At 70.4% G+C, this 13821-nt stretch carries 18 protein-coding genes and 1 pseudogene; 8 read left to right on the top strand and 11 right to left on the bottom strand.

The window, feature by feature from the left end; translation table 11 throughout:
• Positions 1-46: 46 nt before the first annotated feature.
• From AB5J55_RS24080 to AB5J55_RS24095, 4 genes are all read right to left on the bottom strand, one after another.
• Positions 47-403: a hypothetical protein gene (locus tag AB5J55_RS24080; RefSeq protein WP_369272650.1), complete on the bottom strand. Its 357-nt coding sequence runs from the start codon at positions 401-403 to the stop codon at positions 47-49.
• Positions 375-668: a hypothetical protein gene (locus AB5J55_RS24085; protein ID WP_369272651.1), complete on the bottom strand. Its 294-nt coding sequence runs from the start codon at positions 666-668 to the stop codon at positions 375-377. Before AB5J55_RS24085 ends, AB5J55_RS24080 begins: the two co-directional genes overlap by 29 nt.
• A 95-nt stretch (positions 669-763) precedes the next feature.
• Entirely contained in the window at positions 764-1174 is a 411-nt protein-coding gene (locus tag AB5J55_RS24090; RefSeq protein WP_369272652.1) for a hypothetical protein, read from the bottom strand.
• Positions 1175-1195: 21 nt separating this feature from the next.
• Positions 1196-1366 carry a hypothetical protein gene (locus AB5J55_RS24095; RefSeq protein WP_369272653.1) on the bottom strand — a complete coding sequence of 57 codons (171 nt, stop codon included), beginning with the start codon at positions 1364-1366 and terminating at the stop codon, positions 1196-1198.
• Positions 1367-1741: 375 nt separating this feature from the next.
• On the opposite strand from AB5J55_RS24095, the gene AB5J55_RS24100 reads away from it, so the two are divergent.
• Complete coding sequence (locus AB5J55_RS24100; RefSeq protein ID WP_369272654.1) at positions 1742-2362, top strand: M23 family metallopeptidase; 621 nt, start codon at positions 1742-1744, stop codon at positions 2360-2362.
• Between the two features lie 13 nt (positions 2363-2375).
• On the opposite strand, the gene AB5J55_RS24105 is transcribed toward AB5J55_RS24100, so the two are convergent.
• A complete protein-coding gene (locus tag AB5J55_RS24105; protein ID WP_369272655.1) occupies positions 2376-2954 on the bottom strand; it encodes a TetR/AcrR family transcriptional regulator in 579 nt (192 codons plus the stop codon).
• 130 nt (positions 2955-3084) lie between these two features.
• On the opposite strand from AB5J55_RS24105, the gene AB5J55_RS24110 reads away from it, so the two are divergent.
• The 3 genes from AB5J55_RS24110 to AB5J55_RS24120 all read left to right on the top strand — a co-directional run bounded on the left by AB5J55_RS24110 (position 3085) and on the right by AB5J55_RS24120 (position 5747).
• Entirely contained in the window at positions 3085-4686 is a 1602-nt protein-coding gene (locus tag AB5J55_RS24110; protein ID WP_369272656.1) for an MDR family MFS transporter, read from the top strand.
• 117 nt (positions 4687-4803) lie between these two features.
• Positions 4804-5250 (top strand): helix-turn-helix transcriptional regulator, encoded by a 447-nt coding sequence (locus AB5J55_RS24115; protein WP_369272657.1) that lies wholly within the window; start codon positions 4804-4806, stop codon positions 5248-5250.
• A gap of 62 nt (positions 5251-5312) precedes the next feature.
• On the top strand, positions 5313-5747 hold the full coding sequence (locus AB5J55_RS24120; RefSeq protein ID WP_362383986.1) for a VOC family protein: 435 nt from the start codon (positions 5313-5315) through the stop codon (positions 5745-5747).
• Positions 5748-5849: 102 nt separating this feature from the next.
• Here the strand turns inward: AB5J55_RS24120 and cseC are convergent, their stop codons facing one another.
• The 5 genes from cseC to AB5J55_RS24145 all read right to left on the bottom strand — a co-directional run bounded on the left by cseC (position 5850) and on the right by AB5J55_RS24145 (position 10780).
• Positions 5850-7334 carry a two-component system sensor histidine kinase CseC gene (gene cseC / locus AB5J55_RS24125; RefSeq protein ID WP_369272658.1) on the bottom strand — a complete coding sequence of 495 codons (1485 nt, stop codon included), beginning with the start codon at positions 7332-7334 and terminating at the stop codon, positions 5850-5852.
• A gap of 11 nt (positions 7335-7345) precedes the next feature.
• Positions 7346-8050, bottom strand: a complete 705-nt coding sequence (gene cseB, locus AB5J55_RS24130; protein WP_369272659.1) for a two-component system response regulator CseB — start codon at positions 8048-8050, stop codon at positions 7346-7348.
• A 158-nt stretch (positions 8051-8208) separates the two neighbouring features.
• The gene (locus AB5J55_RS24135; RefSeq protein ID WP_369272660.1) at positions 8209-8820 is read right to left on the bottom strand and encodes a hypothetical protein; all 612 of its coding nucleotides are present in this window, start codon (positions 8818-8820) and stop codon (positions 8209-8211) included.
• A 131-nt stretch (positions 8821-8951) separates the two neighbouring features.
• Positions 8952-9491: a SigE family RNA polymerase sigma factor gene (locus AB5J55_RS24140; RefSeq protein WP_003999062.1), complete on the bottom strand. Its 540-nt coding sequence runs from the start codon at positions 9489-9491 to the stop codon at positions 8952-8954.
• A gap of 353 nt (positions 9492-9844) precedes the next feature.
• Positions 9845-10780 (bottom strand): A/G-specific adenine glycosylase, encoded by a 936-nt coding sequence (locus tag AB5J55_RS24145; RefSeq protein WP_369272661.1) that lies wholly within the window; start codon positions 10778-10780, stop codon positions 9845-9847.
• A gap of 268 nt (positions 10781-11048) precedes the next feature.
• Between AB5J55_RS24145 and AB5J55_RS24150 the strand changes: the two genes are divergently transcribed.
• The 4 genes and pseudogenes from AB5J55_RS24150 to AB5J55_RS24165 all read left to right on the top strand — a co-directional run bounded on the left by AB5J55_RS24150 (position 11049) and on the right by AB5J55_RS24165 (position 13077).
• The gene (locus AB5J55_RS24150) at positions 11049-11582 is read left to right on the top strand and encodes a hypothetical protein (RefSeq protein WP_369272662.1); all 534 of its coding nucleotides are present in this window, start codon (positions 11049-11051) and stop codon (positions 11580-11582) included.
• A gap of 22 nt (positions 11583-11604) precedes the next feature.
• A pseudogene (locus tag AB5J55_RS24155) lies at positions 11605-11715 on the top strand (histidine kinase); the annotation flags it as partial.
• Between the two features lie 238 nt (positions 11716-11953).
• Positions 11954-12421: a histidine kinase gene (locus tag AB5J55_RS24160; protein WP_369272663.1), complete on the top strand. Its 468-nt coding sequence runs from the start codon at positions 11954-11956 to the stop codon at positions 12419-12421.
• Positions 12418-13077 (top strand): response regulator, encoded by a 660-nt coding sequence (locus tag AB5J55_RS24165; protein ID WP_369272664.1) that lies wholly within the window; start codon positions 12418-12420, stop codon positions 13075-13077. The genes AB5J55_RS24160 and AB5J55_RS24165 overlap by 4 nt, the downstream gene beginning before the upstream one ends.
• Positions 13078-13080: 3 nt before the next feature.
• On the opposite strand, the gene AB5J55_RS24170 is transcribed toward AB5J55_RS24165, so the two are convergent.
• A complete protein-coding gene (locus AB5J55_RS24170) occupies positions 13081-13713 on the bottom strand; it encodes a phosphatase PAP2 family protein (RefSeq protein ID WP_369272665.1) in 633 nt (210 codons plus the stop codon).
• Between the last annotated feature and the right edge of the window lie 108 nt (positions 13714-13821).

Raw genomic sequence — 13821 nt, forward strand, 5'->3', positions numbered from 1 at the left:
TACTGAGCGGTAAGTCGCTAGAGATGTGCGGCACAAATTCTGACGATCACTCATCGCTGTGCGGCGGGTGGGTGGCACGAGGCCGATGGTGGGGGAGTTCGCGGGCGTTGCAAAGCCGTGCGGTGAATGTGCTCACCCGTTTCAGGCGGGGGTGAGCGGCCAGCGGGGCCAGGTCGAGCTCCTCGGCGAAGTACACGTTCTTCTCGTCCAGATCCTCCGGACCCGGCAGCGGCTCCGGCACGATGGGCCCGAGCTCGGTCAGCTCCCGCGCCTCGGCCCGACCGCGCGGCGGAATCAACTCCCCTGCCCGCCGCTGCACTTCCGCCCGCACCCCGGGATCCAGCTTCGCCGCATGCTCCAGATACCGCCCCCGCTCACCCGCCCGCGCATGAGCCCCCGTCATCCGAATCACGTCCCTCCCGCTGATCCAGATGCGCAGGGGCGCGACCAGGACGGTCGAAGTCCCGCTCGTTCACGGCCGCCCGCGGCCCCAGGAAGTCCTGGAAGGTGCGGTGGACGAAGTCCACGGCGTCGACGGCCGGTTCGCGCGGCAGGCCGCCGCGAACCAGCAGGTGCCGGAGGATCTCCTCGGCCGAGCCCTGGGCGGCGACGTACGGCATGGACGGCAGCAGCCGCTCCAGTTGGTGGACGGTGTCCGCGCGGTCCATCTCCGCACGGCGTTGCGGATCAGCCAGTACGCGAGCCGTTGGAGCAACTCGACCTGGGACGCCTCGTCCGCCTCCACCGTCGTCCAGCTCCACCGTCAGTTCGCGTTCGCGGTCCCGGCGTTCGAGGAGCATGGACAGGGCGGCGTCGTACAGCGCTTTGCGGCCGCGCGGCAGGAAGCCCCCAGCTGCCGGCTCTGCTCGACGAGGGTGCGGGCCGCAAAGGTCGACCGCTGGGTGAAGAAGTGCAGGATGTGCAGGCAGGCGCTGTTGAGGAGACGGAAGTAGAGCAAGGCCGAGTCGTAGCTGAGGTCCCGCAGCAGCCGGTCGCCGCCCGCCTGTGTGTGCAGCTGGTCGGCCAGCGCCTCGTGGCCGGGCCTTACAGCTTCCAGGTCGTTCAGGTCCAGATCGCCGAGCGCGTGCAGGGTCCGCTGCAACGCCCCCGCGACCGCTGCCGGCTCCCCCTCGTCCAGCGGTGCCTCGGGCGTCTCGCGCGCCGGCCGCTCCACCAGCTCACGGACGAGCTTGCGTCACTCCCGCTCGCCGAGCCTCCGCTTCTCGCTGCGGAAGGACACCAGGGCCGGCAGCCGTACGGGCTTGCCGACCAGCCCGGCTCCCGGCCCTTCCCGGACGAACAGCCTTTTGACCAGCGGGGCTACCAGGCCGGACGCCAGCCTGCTGCCGACGACCGTCGGGTCCACGCGGCCTCCCCCTGAGCCCCTCGTCGGTAGAGCAGCAGAGTAGTGCCCGTCACATTCCGGGGTCTTCCGATTGCATAGGGCGGTGACATGCCGCACAGGCGATTTGTCCGTTACTAGCGGGAATAGTGGAAACGAGGACTGCGGGCAAATCGGACGTTAGCCATGAAAACTGGCGAGACGTTTCGGCATCAGTGCTGGTTCGTCCGTATTAGGTGATCTGTCAAGATGCGGGGATTTTTAGGACGAAGTACTAGCGCTAGTCGTAGATAAGGGGTTTTGGGGTTCGAGGGGGCGGGGGTTACCAAGGGATGGCCATCCGGCGATTGCCTGAGCAGTCGGGTGGTTTTCTCTGTCGTCGTCCCCGTGAGGTTTCGAATGTCCCCGCGCTTCTCGTTCCGTTCGTCCCGTACGTCCACCTTCCGCACCCGTGCGGCTGTGCTGGCCGCCGGCCTGGGGGCCTCGGTCGTGCTGGGCGCCGGAGGCGCGGTTGCTGCCGAGATGAGCTCCGCCCCCGCTGCCTCCACCGCCGTCCAGGCGCAGAGTGCCGCCGCGAAGAAGGCCGCCGCCAAGAAGGCCGCCTCGTGGGTCAGCCCGGTGAAGAAGTACACGAAGTCCGCCAGCTACGCGCAGGCCGGCGGCATGTGGCAGTCCACCCACAGCGGGCAGGACTTCGCCGTCCCGAACGGCACCGACGTCATGGCCGCGCACGGCGGTACGGTCGTCAAGGCCGGCGGCAACGGCGCCGGTGACGGTCCCGCGTACGGCAACGCCGTCGTCATCAAGCACGGCAACGGGACCTTCTCCCAGTACGCTCACCTGTCGCGCATCGACGTGAAGATCGGCCAGGTCGTCAAGACCGGCCAGCACATAGCCAAGTCCGGCAACACCGGTAACTCCAGCGGTCCGCACCTGCACTTCGAGATCCGTAAGAGTGCCAACTACGGCTCCGCGATCGACCCCGTGTCCTTCCTGCGGGCCAAGGGTCTGAAGATCTGAGCGACCTGACCGTTCAGGCGCCCTTGTGCGCCTGGGTGATCAGGTCCGTGGCGACCTCGAGGATGGCCTTGCGCTTCTCCTCGGGGTCGCCTTCGAGGTCCTTCAGGACGAACATCCCGGCGTGCATCGTGAACAGGGCGCTGATGCAGCGCACCTGGTCGACCAGATCGGCGTCCGGATCTATGACGATGTCGCGCATGCCGAGCATGCGGTTCTTGAACATCTCGCCGATGCTCAGATCGCGGACCGTCGCCTGGTTCTCCTGCATGAAGCGGACCAGCGGTGACGCGTCGGTCAGGACCTGGCTGTAGCGGCGTACGATCTCCTGCTTGGTCTCGAGGGTGTGCGGCTGCCGCCTGCCCCACTCGATCAGGTCCTCGATCGGCTTCGTCAGGTCCTCGAAGAGGCTGACGATGATCTCTTCCTTCGTCTTGAAGTGGTAGTACAAGGCCGCTTTCGTGACCTCCAGGCGCTCGGCGATCTCGCGCAGGGAGGTCTTCTCGTAGCCCTGCTCGGCGAAGAGTTCGAGGGCCACGTCCTGGATGCGCTGGCGGGTGTCCCCGCGGCGCCGCTGCTGCTTGGTGCCGTCCATGGTGCCGCCCATCCTCGTACGCCTCGGCTTTCCATAAAACTTACTTGACGCCCGGCTAGTTACGCACCTAGGTTCCCTGAGTGCAGACAACTAGCCGGGCGGCAAGTAAGTAGCTGGGGGAGTGGGAACCATGGCGGACACCAAAACAGCGGACACAGCGGCGGAGCCGCCGGACAAGCAGCCCAAGAGCGTCCGCGTCGTGCTGCTCGCGCTGATGATCACGATGATGCTCGCGATGCTCGACAACATGATCGTGGGCACCGCGATGCCCACGATCGTGGGCGAGCTGGGCGGGCTGGAGCACCTGTCGTGGGTCGTGACGGCGTACACGCTGGCGACCGCGGCGTCCACGCCGCTGTGGGGCAAGCTCGGCGACATGTACGGCCGTAAGGGCATGTTCATGGCGTCGATCGTGCTGTTCCTCATCGGGTCCGCGCTGAGCGGCATGGCCCAGGACATGGGGCAGCTGATCGCGTTCCGGGCGGTGCAGGGACTGGGTGCCGGTGGTCTGATGGTCGGCGTCATGGCGATCATCGGTGATCTGATTCCGCCGCGGGAGCGGGGCAAGTACCAGGGCATGATGGCCGGCGTGATGGCGCTCGCGATGATCGCCGGGCCGCTCGTCGGTGGCACCATCACCGACCACTGGGGCTGGCGCTGGGCCTTCTACATCAACCTGCCGCTCGGGGTCGTGGCGCTCGCCGCGATCAGTGTCGTGCTGCACCTGCCGAGGAAGCGGGCGCAGGCGCGGATCGACTATCTCGGGGCCGGCCTGCTGACCGTGGGGATCACCGCGATCGTGCTGGTGACCACGTGGGGCGGTACGGAGTACGCGTGGACGTCCGCGCGGATCATGGAGCTCATCGGGATCGGGGTCGCCACTCTCGTCGGGTTCGTGTTCTGGCAGACCAAGGCGGCGGAGCCGGTGGTGCCGCTGCACATCTTCCGCAGCCGGAACTTCACCCTGATGTCCGTGATCGGGTTCATCGTCGGGTTCGTGATGTTCGGGGCGACGCTGTTCCTGCCGCTGTACCAGCAGTCGGTGCAGGGGGCCTCCGCCACCAACTCCGGGCTTCTGCTGCTGCCGATGCTCGGGGCGATGCTGGTGACCTCGATGGTCGCGGGACGTGTGACCACGAACACCGGGCGGTACAAGGTGTTCCCGGTCGTGGGCAGTGTGCTGATGGTCGTCGGGCTGTATCTGCTGTCGACGATGGACACCGGGACGAGCCGGTTCATGTCCGGGGTGTTCATGGCCGTGGTCGGGTTCGGCATGGGCTGTCTGATGCAGATCACCATGCTGGTCGCGCAGAACAGCGTCGAGATGAAGGACATGGGTGTCGCGTCCTCGTCCACCACGCTGTTCCGTACGCTCGGGTCCTCGTTCGGGGTCGCGATCATGGGGGCGCTGTTCAACAGCCGGGTGCAGGACGTCATGGCCGAGCAGGGCGGGGCGCTGGGGGCACGGGTGACCGAGCAGTCGGCTCAGCTGAATGCCGCGGGTCTGGCGGAGTTGCCGGAGGCTGTGCGGGAGACGTATCAGCATGCGGTGTCTGCCGGGACGCATTCGGCGTTTCTGCTGGGGGCCGTGGTGGCTGTGGTGGCTCTCGTGGCGGCTGTGTTCGTCAAGGAGGTGCCGCTGCGGGGGGCGGGGCCGGCGTCCGACACCGACGGGGGCGCTGCCGCTGGGGATGGTGCGGGGGCCAAGGCGGTGGTGGTGGAGGCCGTCTGAGCGGGCGGTTTGTGTGGGGCCCTCGGTGACTTTCCGTCCCGGGGGCCTCCGCATTTCGTCGAGCGAGCGAGTCGGCGTGGGGGGGGCGGTGTCAGTGGGCCGTGTCACCATCGGCCCATGGGCAAGGTGCGGCAGTTGCGGTTGGCGAAGGATGCCATGGATCGGGAGTGGGCCGACCCGGGGCTCGATCTGGACGCTGTTGCCGCGCATGCCGGGTACTCGCGGTATCACTTCGTGCGGGCGTTCAAGGCGGCCTACGGGGAGACGCCGGGGCAGTACCTGACGCATCGGCGGATCGAGCGGGCCGAGGAGTATCTGCGGGGGGCCAATCTGACCGTGACGGAGATCTGCCATCTGGTCGGGTTCAGCAGCCTCGGCACGTTCTCGGCGCGGTTCAAGGCACGGACCGGGCTGACGCCGACCGAGTACCGGGAGAAGCATGTCGGGCGGGGCGCCGCGTTGATACCGGGGTGCTACGCGATGCTGTGGGCCGGGGGATTCCGGCGCCGCGAAGGGGAGCGGCAGGGGGAGGGGCAGGAGAGCAAGTTTGGAGAAGCGCCCTGATGGCGCCTCTGCCTAACGTGACGGAGAGAACCACCAGCCACAGCACACGGGAGGGCACCGTCATGATCAAGGGCCTCGGCATCACCACCGTATGGACGTTTGACCAGCAGCGCACGAAGGCCTTTTTCACCGAGAAGATCGGCTTCGAGGTGCGCAACGACCTCTCCATGGGCGACATGCGATGGGTCACCGTGGGCGCCAAGGACCAGCCGGACGTCGAGCTCGCGCTGATGAGCCTCGACGGGCCCGGCCTCGACCCCGAGTCCTCCGAGGCGCTGAAGACGCTCGTCGGAAAGGGCGTCATCGGCGCCGGAGCGTTCCGGACAGACGACTGCCGGGGGGACTACGAGACCTTCAAGGCGCGCGGGGTGGAGTTCATCCAGGAGCCGCAGGAGCGGCCGTACGGCATCGAGGCGATCTTCCGCGACGACAACGGCAACTGGTACTCGCTGACCGAGCGGAGCGAGGAGCTCGACTTCTCGAAGTCGTTCGGGTGAGCAGCCCGCTGAGCAGCCCGCTGAGCAGCCCGCTGAGCAGCCGCTGAGCTGCCGGGAAAGCCGGCCCCACTGCCAGCGGGCGCATCAGATCAGGGCTCAGGCCTAAGGCAGCATCGGATAGCTTCCCGTATTCGTCGGCGCGTGCTCCGGGAGCCACAGAACGGCCACCGCGCCCTCCGCCCGCACATGCTCCGCAGCGCCCGCCGGCCGTACGTTCCGGAAGGTCAGGCGCGCCCCGAGGACCCGGGCCTGACCTGCCGCGATCGTCAGGCCGAGGCCGTGACCGTGGCCCGCCCGGTCGCTGCTGCCGGTGCGGAAGCGGCTCGGCCCGTCGGCGAGCAGGTCCTCGGGGAATCCGGGGCCGTGGTCGCGGACCCGGATGACCCGGCCCTCGACCGTGACCTCGATGGGCGGCCGGCCGTGCTTCGCCGCGTTCGCCAGCAGGTTGAACAGCACCCGCTCCAGGCGCCGCGGGTCCGTCGTGACCTCCGACTCGTGGACGACCCGCACCTCGATCGCGGGATCCTTCGCCGCGACCCGGCGGCTGACGAACTCGCCCAGCATGATGTCCTGCAGCTCGGCCCGCTCCGAGGCGCTGTCCAGACGGGCCACCTCCAGGACGTCCTCCACGAGCGTGCGCATGGCCTTCGCCCGGTCCAGGACCAGTTCGGTGAGCCGGCTGGGCGGCAGCAGCTCGGCCGCGGTCAGCAGACCGGTCACCGGCGTGCGCAGCTCGTGCGCGATGTCCGCCGTGACCCGGCGCTCCGCCTCCAGCCGCTGCTGCAGCGCGTCCGCCATCGCGTCCACCGCGCTCGCCAGATCGTCGGTCTCGTCCCGTACGACACCCCCGATGGCGTCCCGCACCCGCACGTCCGGCTCCCCGCTCGCGACCTGGTTCGCCGCGGCCGCCGCATTACGCAGCCGGCGCGACAACTGCCCGCCGACGAGCACGCCGAGCGCGCTGCCGCCGAAGACGACCGCGATGGAGCCGATGATCAGTGCGTCGTCGAGGTCGTCGAGGATGTCCTCGCTGCGGTCGGTGAACCCGGTGTGCAGCGACATGACATGGCCGTTGCTGAGCGGTACGGCCGCCCAGATGTCGGGCGTGCCGCCCGGCGTGTCGGCCACATAGGTCGCCCGCCGGCCCTCCTCGACCTTCTCCCGCAGCGCGGCGGGCAGATCAGGGTCGTCGATCGTGGCGTTGGGGAAGTTCAGCCGCTTGGACTGCTCGTAGCTGCGCTGAGCGATCTGGATCCGCTCGTCGGCGAGGTCGCGCGCGTTGTCCAGCATCGAGACCCGGGCCGCGTTGTGCACGACCAGGCTCAGCACGACCGCCACGAGCGCGCCGACCAGCGCGATCGCCGCGCTCAGCTTCCACCGCAGACCGGTACGAATGGCCATACGGCTGACCGGGCGACCGCGCGTACGACCACCGCTCTCACGGCCACCGCCCATGCCGCCGCTTACGCGCGTTCCCGCACCGATGCCTGCCCCGCCGCCACCGACGGTCGCGGCCTCGGCCGCATCCGTGAGGCCCGCCGCGCGCACCACGCCGGACGGAGCCGGACGTCTGAACATCCCCCGCATGCCCGCCCCGCTCAGGCCTTCAACTTGTAGCCGAAGCCACGGACCGTCTCGATACGGTCCTGGCCGATCTTCTGCCGCAGCCGCTGCACATGGACGTCGACGACACGGGTGTCCCCGCCCCAGCCGTAGTCCCACACGCGCTCCAGCAGCTTGTCCCGCGACAGCACCGTGCCCGGCGCCGACGAGAACTCCAGCAGCAGCCGCATCTCGGTCGGCGTGAGGGCGACCGGCTGCCCGTCCCTGCGCACCTCCATGCCCTCGGTGTCGACCTCCAGGTCACCGAAGGCCAGCACCCCGCCGGTGGCGGCCGATTCGCTCTCGTCCACGCGGTCGGCGCCGCTCGCGTGCCCGAAGCGGCGCAGCACCGCGCGGATCCGCGCGACCAGTACGGCACCGTCGAACGGCTTGGTCACATAGTCGTCGGCGCCGGCCTCCAGGCCCAGCACCACGTCGATCGAGTCCGCGCGGGCGGAGAGCATGATCACCGGCACCGTCGACTCGTCGCGGATACGGCGGCACAGACTGACGCCGTCCAGGCCCGGAACCATGACGTCCAGCAGGGCGATGTCCGGCCGGTCCGTCCGGAACGCCTGGAGCCCCGACAGCCCGTCGGGCATGGCGGTGACCGCGAAGCCGTCCCGCTCCAGGGCGAGTTGGGTGGCCTCGCGGATGACGTCGTCGTCCTCGACGAACAGGACGTGGGTCTGGTCTGCCATCCCGGTGCTCTCAGTCCTCGTGTTCGTGTGCCGTATGCCTGCAGGGGTGCTCGTCAGCGGTGCTCGCCGGCGGTGCCCGTCTTACGGGGTGCGTCGGACGTGTCCACTTGAGGGACGCGTGAAGCGCGCGATGCGTTCACTGCCGTCGCGACCGGACCTCAGCCGTCCGGCGCCGCCGACTCCTCGTCACTGCCGAGGGTGCCGTAGTCCGTGCGCGTCCTGAACTTCAGGACGAAGCGGCCGGACGTCCACTCGTATGAGATCACGTTCTCGCTGGACGGGTTCGACAGCGCGTCGTCCTTCGCGTACACCTGCTTGGTCACCACCAGGTAGCCGCGGTCGATCTCCGCATAGACGGGCGGCTCCTCGGCCTTGAACACATTGCGGTACTCGCCCCCCGACTCCCGGTAGACGTACGAGCCGACGCCGACCGCATCGCCGCAGGACAGGACGTTGACCACGATGTCGTCCGAGGATCCGCCGGTCAGATCGCCGTACGACACGTCGACGGGATAGTCGTCGGAGACGCAGGGCTTCAGCTCGCGCTTGACCTCCGCCGAGACCGCGGGGTCCGCCTTGACCAGGCGGACGGCCTCCGTCCGGTCCGGCACCGCCGAGGCCGAGGCCGACGCCGAGGGGGAGGGTGCGAGCGACGACGAGACGGCCGCCTCGCCCACCGAGTCGGCGTGGGCCGGTCCCTCGTCGCGGGCGCCGGTGCCGCCGGTGGCGCACCCGGAGGCGAAAAGGGCGAGGGCGACGACCACGGCCACCGCCGTGAACGCCGCCTGGAAGGTTCCCCGGACGGGTGCAGGCCCGGATCGGAGTGAGCCGGGGTCCTCGCTGTCCCCGTCGGGGCCCCTGTCACTCGTATCCGTGCGCCCGGTGCCGCCCGTCGTCGTGCCTAGGCCGCGCAACGCTCCCGCTCCTCACGCTCCAGCGCGCGTGCGTCCAGATCGCGGCTCTCCAGCTCCTCGCGGAGCCGGGCGAGCGCCCGGTGCAGCGTGCTCTTGACCGTTCCGGCCGACATGCCGAGGGCGGCGGCCGTCTCCTCCGTGGACATCTGCTCCCAGTGTCGCAGCACCACGACGCTGCGCTGCTTGGGAGCGAGCACCTTCATGATGTCCATCAGCAGGGCGCGGTCCGCGTGCTGCTCGGTGGAGTCGTCGACCGAGGCGTCCGGCAGCTGCTCGGTCGGCACCTCCTCCAGCTTCCGGGCCCGCCACCACTCGGTCCGCGTGTTGATCATGACGCGGCGCAGGTAGGCGTCCGCGAGTCGCTTGTCCGCGATGCCGTCCCAGCGGTGGTACGTCCGCACCAGCGCCGTCTGCAGCAGGTCCTGGGCGTCCACCGGGTCCGGGACCAGTCGGCGGGCACTGCGCAGCAGCGCGTCCTGCCGGGTACGGACGTACTCCTCGAACTCGAGCACCTCTCCCTGCGCCATGTTGACCGCCTCCGATTCCCCGTGACCGTCGGCTCGTTGGCCGCCGGGTCTCACTGCCTGTGGTTCGTAGTCGTCCCCGCCTGTCGGGTACGGAAATGAAGCTACGGAGGCGTTGTCACGGGGCTGTCCGAAGCAGCCTGCGGCTAGCGCTCGGCTGTCCGTCGGTTGTGTAACGGAAGCAGGAAAGGGATAAAACAGCAGGGGAGTTGAGGGTGGTTATGGGGTGTTTTGTCCGCATTGTGGCCGTGTGGCGGCCGTGCGATGGCTGTGTCTTCTGTGTTGCAGACGCTCTACGGCTGTGATGTGGCTGTGCGTCCGTGGCGCGGGCCGCGCTTGCGTGATGTGTCGGCGCGTCAGCTCAGGGGCAGCCGGTACATCCCGCCCTGCAACGGCTCCACCAGACCGTCCGAGACGAGGCCGTCCAGGGCGCGGGCGCGCTGCACCGGCTCGTGCCACACCCGGTCGAGCGCCGCCTGCGGGACGGGCCCGTGGGCGTCGCGGAGTACGGCGAGCAGCTTGCCGCGCACCTGACGGTCCGTTCCGGCGTACGTCTGACCGCGGCGCGGCGGGCCCTCGTGCTCCGGCTTGCCCGCGAGCTGCCAGGCGCACTGTGCGGCGATCGGGCAGCGGTGGCACGACTCGTTCTTCGCGGTGCACACCAGCGCACCGAGCTCCATGGAGGCCGCGGCCCAGCGGGCGGCGGTGGCCTCGTCGTCGGGGAGCAGCGCGCGGGCGAGCTTGCGCTCGGCGGCGGTGGTGGCGTTCGGCGGGTACTGCACGCCGGTCACGGCACGGGCGAAGACCCGGCGGACGTTGGTGTCCAGGACGGGGTGCCGCTGACCGTAGGCGAAGGAGGCGACCGCCGCGGCCGTGTACTCGCCGATGCCGGGCAGCGCGAGGAGCTGGGCGTGGTCGGTCGGTACGTCCCCGCCGTGCCGTTCCGCTATGGCGACGGCGGCGCCGTGCAGCCGCAGCGCGCGGCGCGGGTAGCCGAGCCGGCCCCAGGCGCGGACGGCCTCGCCGGGGGCGTCCTTGGCGAGGTCGGCGGGGCGGGGCCAGCGGGTGAGCCACTGCTCGTAGACGGGCAGGACGCGGTTCACGGGCGTCTGCTGCAGCATGAACTCACTGACCATCACTCCCCAGGGGCCGGCTTCGGGGCGCCGCCAGGGGAGGTCGCGGGCGTTCTCGTCGAACCAGTCGATGACGGAGCTGTGCAGCGGCTGACCGAGGGGGCCGTCGGAGCCGGCGTCGGCGGAGTGGCTGTGCGGGGGCTTCGTGGGCGCAGTCATGGCCTTTCCGATCCTGCCATGTTGAGGGCGGTGGGGTGGGTAGGTGGTGGTGGCGGTGCGTTTTGCGGCTGCGGGTGTGGGGTGGGTTGCGGTCCCTGGGGGCCTGCGTCCCCCAGACCCCCGCTTCGGCCCTGGAGGGCCTCGTCCTCAAACGCCGCACGGGCTGAGATGCCGGGACCGGCCCCGAAAAATGCGCGCCCCGAAAAATGCCCTGCACCTGACGATCGCCAGCAGTCGCCCCCCACCCCCCGCTTGTAGCGTCGGGCGGATGGAACGTCCTCGCATATGGCGGGCCTGCCTCCTGTGGGCCGCCCTCGTGCTGCCCGCGCTCACGGCCGACCGGCTCGGGATGAACGAGCCGCGTGCCGTGTGGCAGCAGCTGGCCGGGGTGGCCGTGCTCGCCGCCGCGGTGTCCGTGGCGCGGTGGCGCCCCTTGGTGGCCTTCGCGCTGACGGCCGCACTGAGTCTGGTGGCTGCCCCCGCCCTGTTCACCGTCTCCTACGGCCCAGCGCTCGGCGTCTTCGCGCTGCTGCTCGGCCTGCGCGCGGAACGGGTGCGGCCGGCTGCCGTCGTCTTCGGGGCCGTCGGTTGTCTCGGTACGGCGAGGATCGCGCTGTTCGGGGTCGATCCGGCGCCGGAGTGGGTGGTGCTGACGGGCACGTTGCTGTTCGGTTGCGTCTTCCCCCTGGCTCGGTGGCCGGTACTGGCGGCAGAGCCGTCAGCTGACCACGGCCGGCTGGAACCGGGCCGCACGTCTGGAGGGCGAGCAGCGCATCGCCGAGGAGCGGGCCCGGCTGCGTGAGCGGGCCCGGATCGCCCAGGACATGCACGACTCCCTGGGCCACGAGCTGAGCCTCATCGCCCTGCGCGCGGGCGCCCTCCAGGTCGCCCCCGACCTCCCGGACCACCACCGCACCGCGGCCGCCGACCTGCGCGCGGCCGCCGCGGACGCCACCGACCGACTGCACCGCATCATCGGCGTCCTGCGGGAGGAGAACGAGCCGGTGTCCCTGAGCCCACCGGGGGAGACCGTCGAGCAACTCGTCGCCCTCGTCCACCTCCCCGAGCCTCCCTTCCCTCCCCTACGGCGGCACCGGCCTGCAAGCCCTCCGCGCCGCCGTCACCGCGGTCGGCGGCGACTTCGAGGCCGGCCCCCGTGGCGACGGCTTCCGTGTGCGGGCGTACGTCCCCGAGCAGGGCGTCGCCTCAGCCGTACGGCCGGTCCCGGCCCCGTACGCCCCCTACACCCGCGCCCGCCGCCGGGTCGTCCTCGCCCTCGCGGCCGCCGTTGCCGCCGGTGTCGTCCTCGTCGGCGGAGGGTTCGCCTGGTACGCGTACACGGAGACCCACTCGGTGCTGCCGCCCGCGGCCTACGCCCAGCTGCGGCTCGGGGCATCGGACGGGGACCTCGCGCACGTCCTGCCGGACCGCAGCGTGCGGGACGCGCCGGTCGACCGCGCGCCCGTGCCGCCCCCGGAGGGCAGCGACTGCCGCTACTACCGCGCCAGCGGCGAACTCCTCGTCTCCGTCGACCACTTCAGGCTCTGCTTCGACGACGAGGGGCAGCTCGTCGCCAAGGACGTGATTCCCAGGGTGGGCCTGTCCCAACACCCGCCCACAGATGAGGAGTTCGTACGGTGATCCGCGTACTGCTGGCCGACGACGAGGCGATGGTGCGGGCCGGCGTGCGCGTCATCCTGACGAGCGGCGGTGAGACCGAGGTCGTCGCGGAGGCCGGTGACGGGCGCGAGGCGGTCGAGCTGGCCCGGGCGCACCGCCCGGACGTGGCCCTGCTGGACATTCGTATGCCACGCCTGGACGGGCTCGCGGCGGCCGAGGAGATCGTACGCAGCGTCCCCGGCACGGCCGTCGCGATGCTCACCACCTTCTCCGAACAGGCTTACGTGGCCCGCGCGCTCGGCGGCGGCGCCACCGGCTTCCTGCTGAAGTCCGGGGACCCGTACGAACTGATCGCGGGCGTACGGGCGGTGGCGGGCGGCGCGGCCTTCCTGTCGCCGAAGGTGGCCCGCCATGTCATCGACGGGCTGGGCGGCAGCGACGGGCGCCTCGGCCGCGAGGCCGCCGCACGCGCACGCGTGGCCGAGCTCAGCCCGCGCGAGCGCGAGGTGCTCGGGCTCGTCGGCGCCGGCCTGTCCAACCCGGAGATCGCCGCCCGGCTGCATCTCGTCGAGGGCACGGTGAAGGCGTATGTGAGTGCGGTGCTGGACCGGTTGGGCGTGCGCAACCGGGTGCAGGCGGCGATCGTGGCGTACGAGGCGGGCCTGGTGGAATCGTGAGGCTCAGCGCATGTCGTACGCCGCGACCCGCTCGGGACCCGGTCCGGTGAACCACCGTACGGCGGGCGCCGATGAGGCCCGCATCGCCTCCGCCAGCCGGATCGCCGGGCCGGTGCCTGGCCGTACGGCCGCCACGGCGACGACCGCGCCCAGGGCCAGGCCCGCCGCGACGTCGTGCGGATAGTGCACGCCGACGAAGACCCGGGAGAAGGCCATGAGCAGGGCCAGGGGGGCCGTCAGCCACAGGAGTGCCTGCCCGGTCAGGGCCACGGTGACGGCCGCGGCGCCCGCGATGGTGGCGTGGTTGCTGGGAAAGGACCAGTCGCCGGGCGGCGGGCAGGCGGCGAGAGAGGTGGTCGCGTCCGGTACCGCCCGGCACGGACGCTCCTGCATGACAGCCGACTTGAGGAGCTCACTGCACACGTACGCCACAGCCGTGGCCAGAGGTGCAAGGACCGCGATCGCGAAGGCCCGGGTGGTGTCGCGTCTGGCTCGCCACCACCCGGTGACGAACAGGGCGCCGAACAGCAGCAGTCCGGCCTCCGTCCATATCTCGGCGGTGTGTTGTACCCACGTCGGGGTGTCGTGGGCGAAGTCGGTGATGTCGCGGTAGAGCTCCGCGTCCTCGAAGTCCATGGTCACGGACCGTAGGCGGCGGGCCGATACCGTCACATCCTGCGATCGGCAGGTCTCGCGCCTGACGGAAGACAGGGGTCAGGTGCCGTCGCCGGGTGGGTTTCCGGG

Source organism: Streptomyces sp. R11 (assembly GCF_041051905.1).
Taxonomy (GTDB): domain Bacteria; phylum Actinomycetota; class Actinomycetes; order Streptomycetales; family Streptomycetaceae; genus Streptomyces.

Bases quoted from the DNA above. Each gene is read 5' to 3' on its own strand.
- AB5J55_RS24080 (WP_369272650.1), bottom strand. From the start codon at position 403: ATGACGGGGGCTCATGCGCGGGCGGGTGAGCGGGGGCGGTATCTGGAG.
- AB5J55_RS24085 (WP_369272651.1), bottom strand. From the start codon at position 668: ATGGACCGCGCGGACACCGTCCACCAACTGGAGCGGCTGCTGCCGTCC.
- AB5J55_RS24100 (WP_369272654.1), top strand. From the start codon at position 1,742: ATGTCCCCGCGCTTCTCGTTCCGTTCGTCCCGTACGTCCACCTTCCGC.
- AB5J55_RS24105 (WP_369272655.1), bottom strand. From the start codon at position 2,954: ATGGACGGCACCAAGCAGCAGCGGCGCCGCGGGGACACCCGCCAGCGC.
- AB5J55_RS24110 (WP_369272656.1), top strand. From the start codon at position 3,085: ATGGCGGACACCAAAACAGCGGACACAGCGGCGGAGCCGCCGGACAAG.
- AB5J55_RS24115 (WP_369272657.1), top strand. From the start codon at position 4,804: ATGGGCAAGGTGCGGCAGTTGCGGTTGGCGAAGGATGCCATGGATCGG.
- AB5J55_RS24120 (WP_362383986.1), top strand. From the start codon at position 5,313: ATGATCAAGGGCCTCGGCATCACCACCGTATGGACGTTTGACCAGCAG.
- cseC (WP_369272658.1), bottom strand. From the start codon at position 7,334: ATGCGGGGGATGTTCAGACGTCCGGCTCCGTCCGGCGTGGTGCGCGCG.
- cseB (WP_369272659.1), bottom strand. From the start codon at position 8,050: ATGGCAGACCAGACCCACGTCCTGTTCGTCGAGGACGACGACGTCATC.
- AB5J55_RS24140 (WP_003999062.1), bottom strand. From the start codon at position 9,491: ATGGCGCAGGGAGAGGTGCTCGAGTTCGAGGAGTACGTCCGTACCCGG.
- AB5J55_RS24145 (WP_369272661.1), bottom strand. From the start codon at position 10,780: ATGACTGCGCCCACGAAGCCCCCGCACAGCCACTCCGCCGACGCCGGC.
- AB5J55_RS24150 (WP_369272662.1), top strand. From the start codon at position 11,049: ATGGAACGTCCTCGCATATGGCGGGCCTGCCTCCTGTGGGCCGCCCTC.
- AB5J55_RS24170 (WP_369272665.1), bottom strand. From the start codon at position 13,713: ATGGACTTCGAGGACGCGGAGCTCTACCGCGACATCACCGACTTCGCC.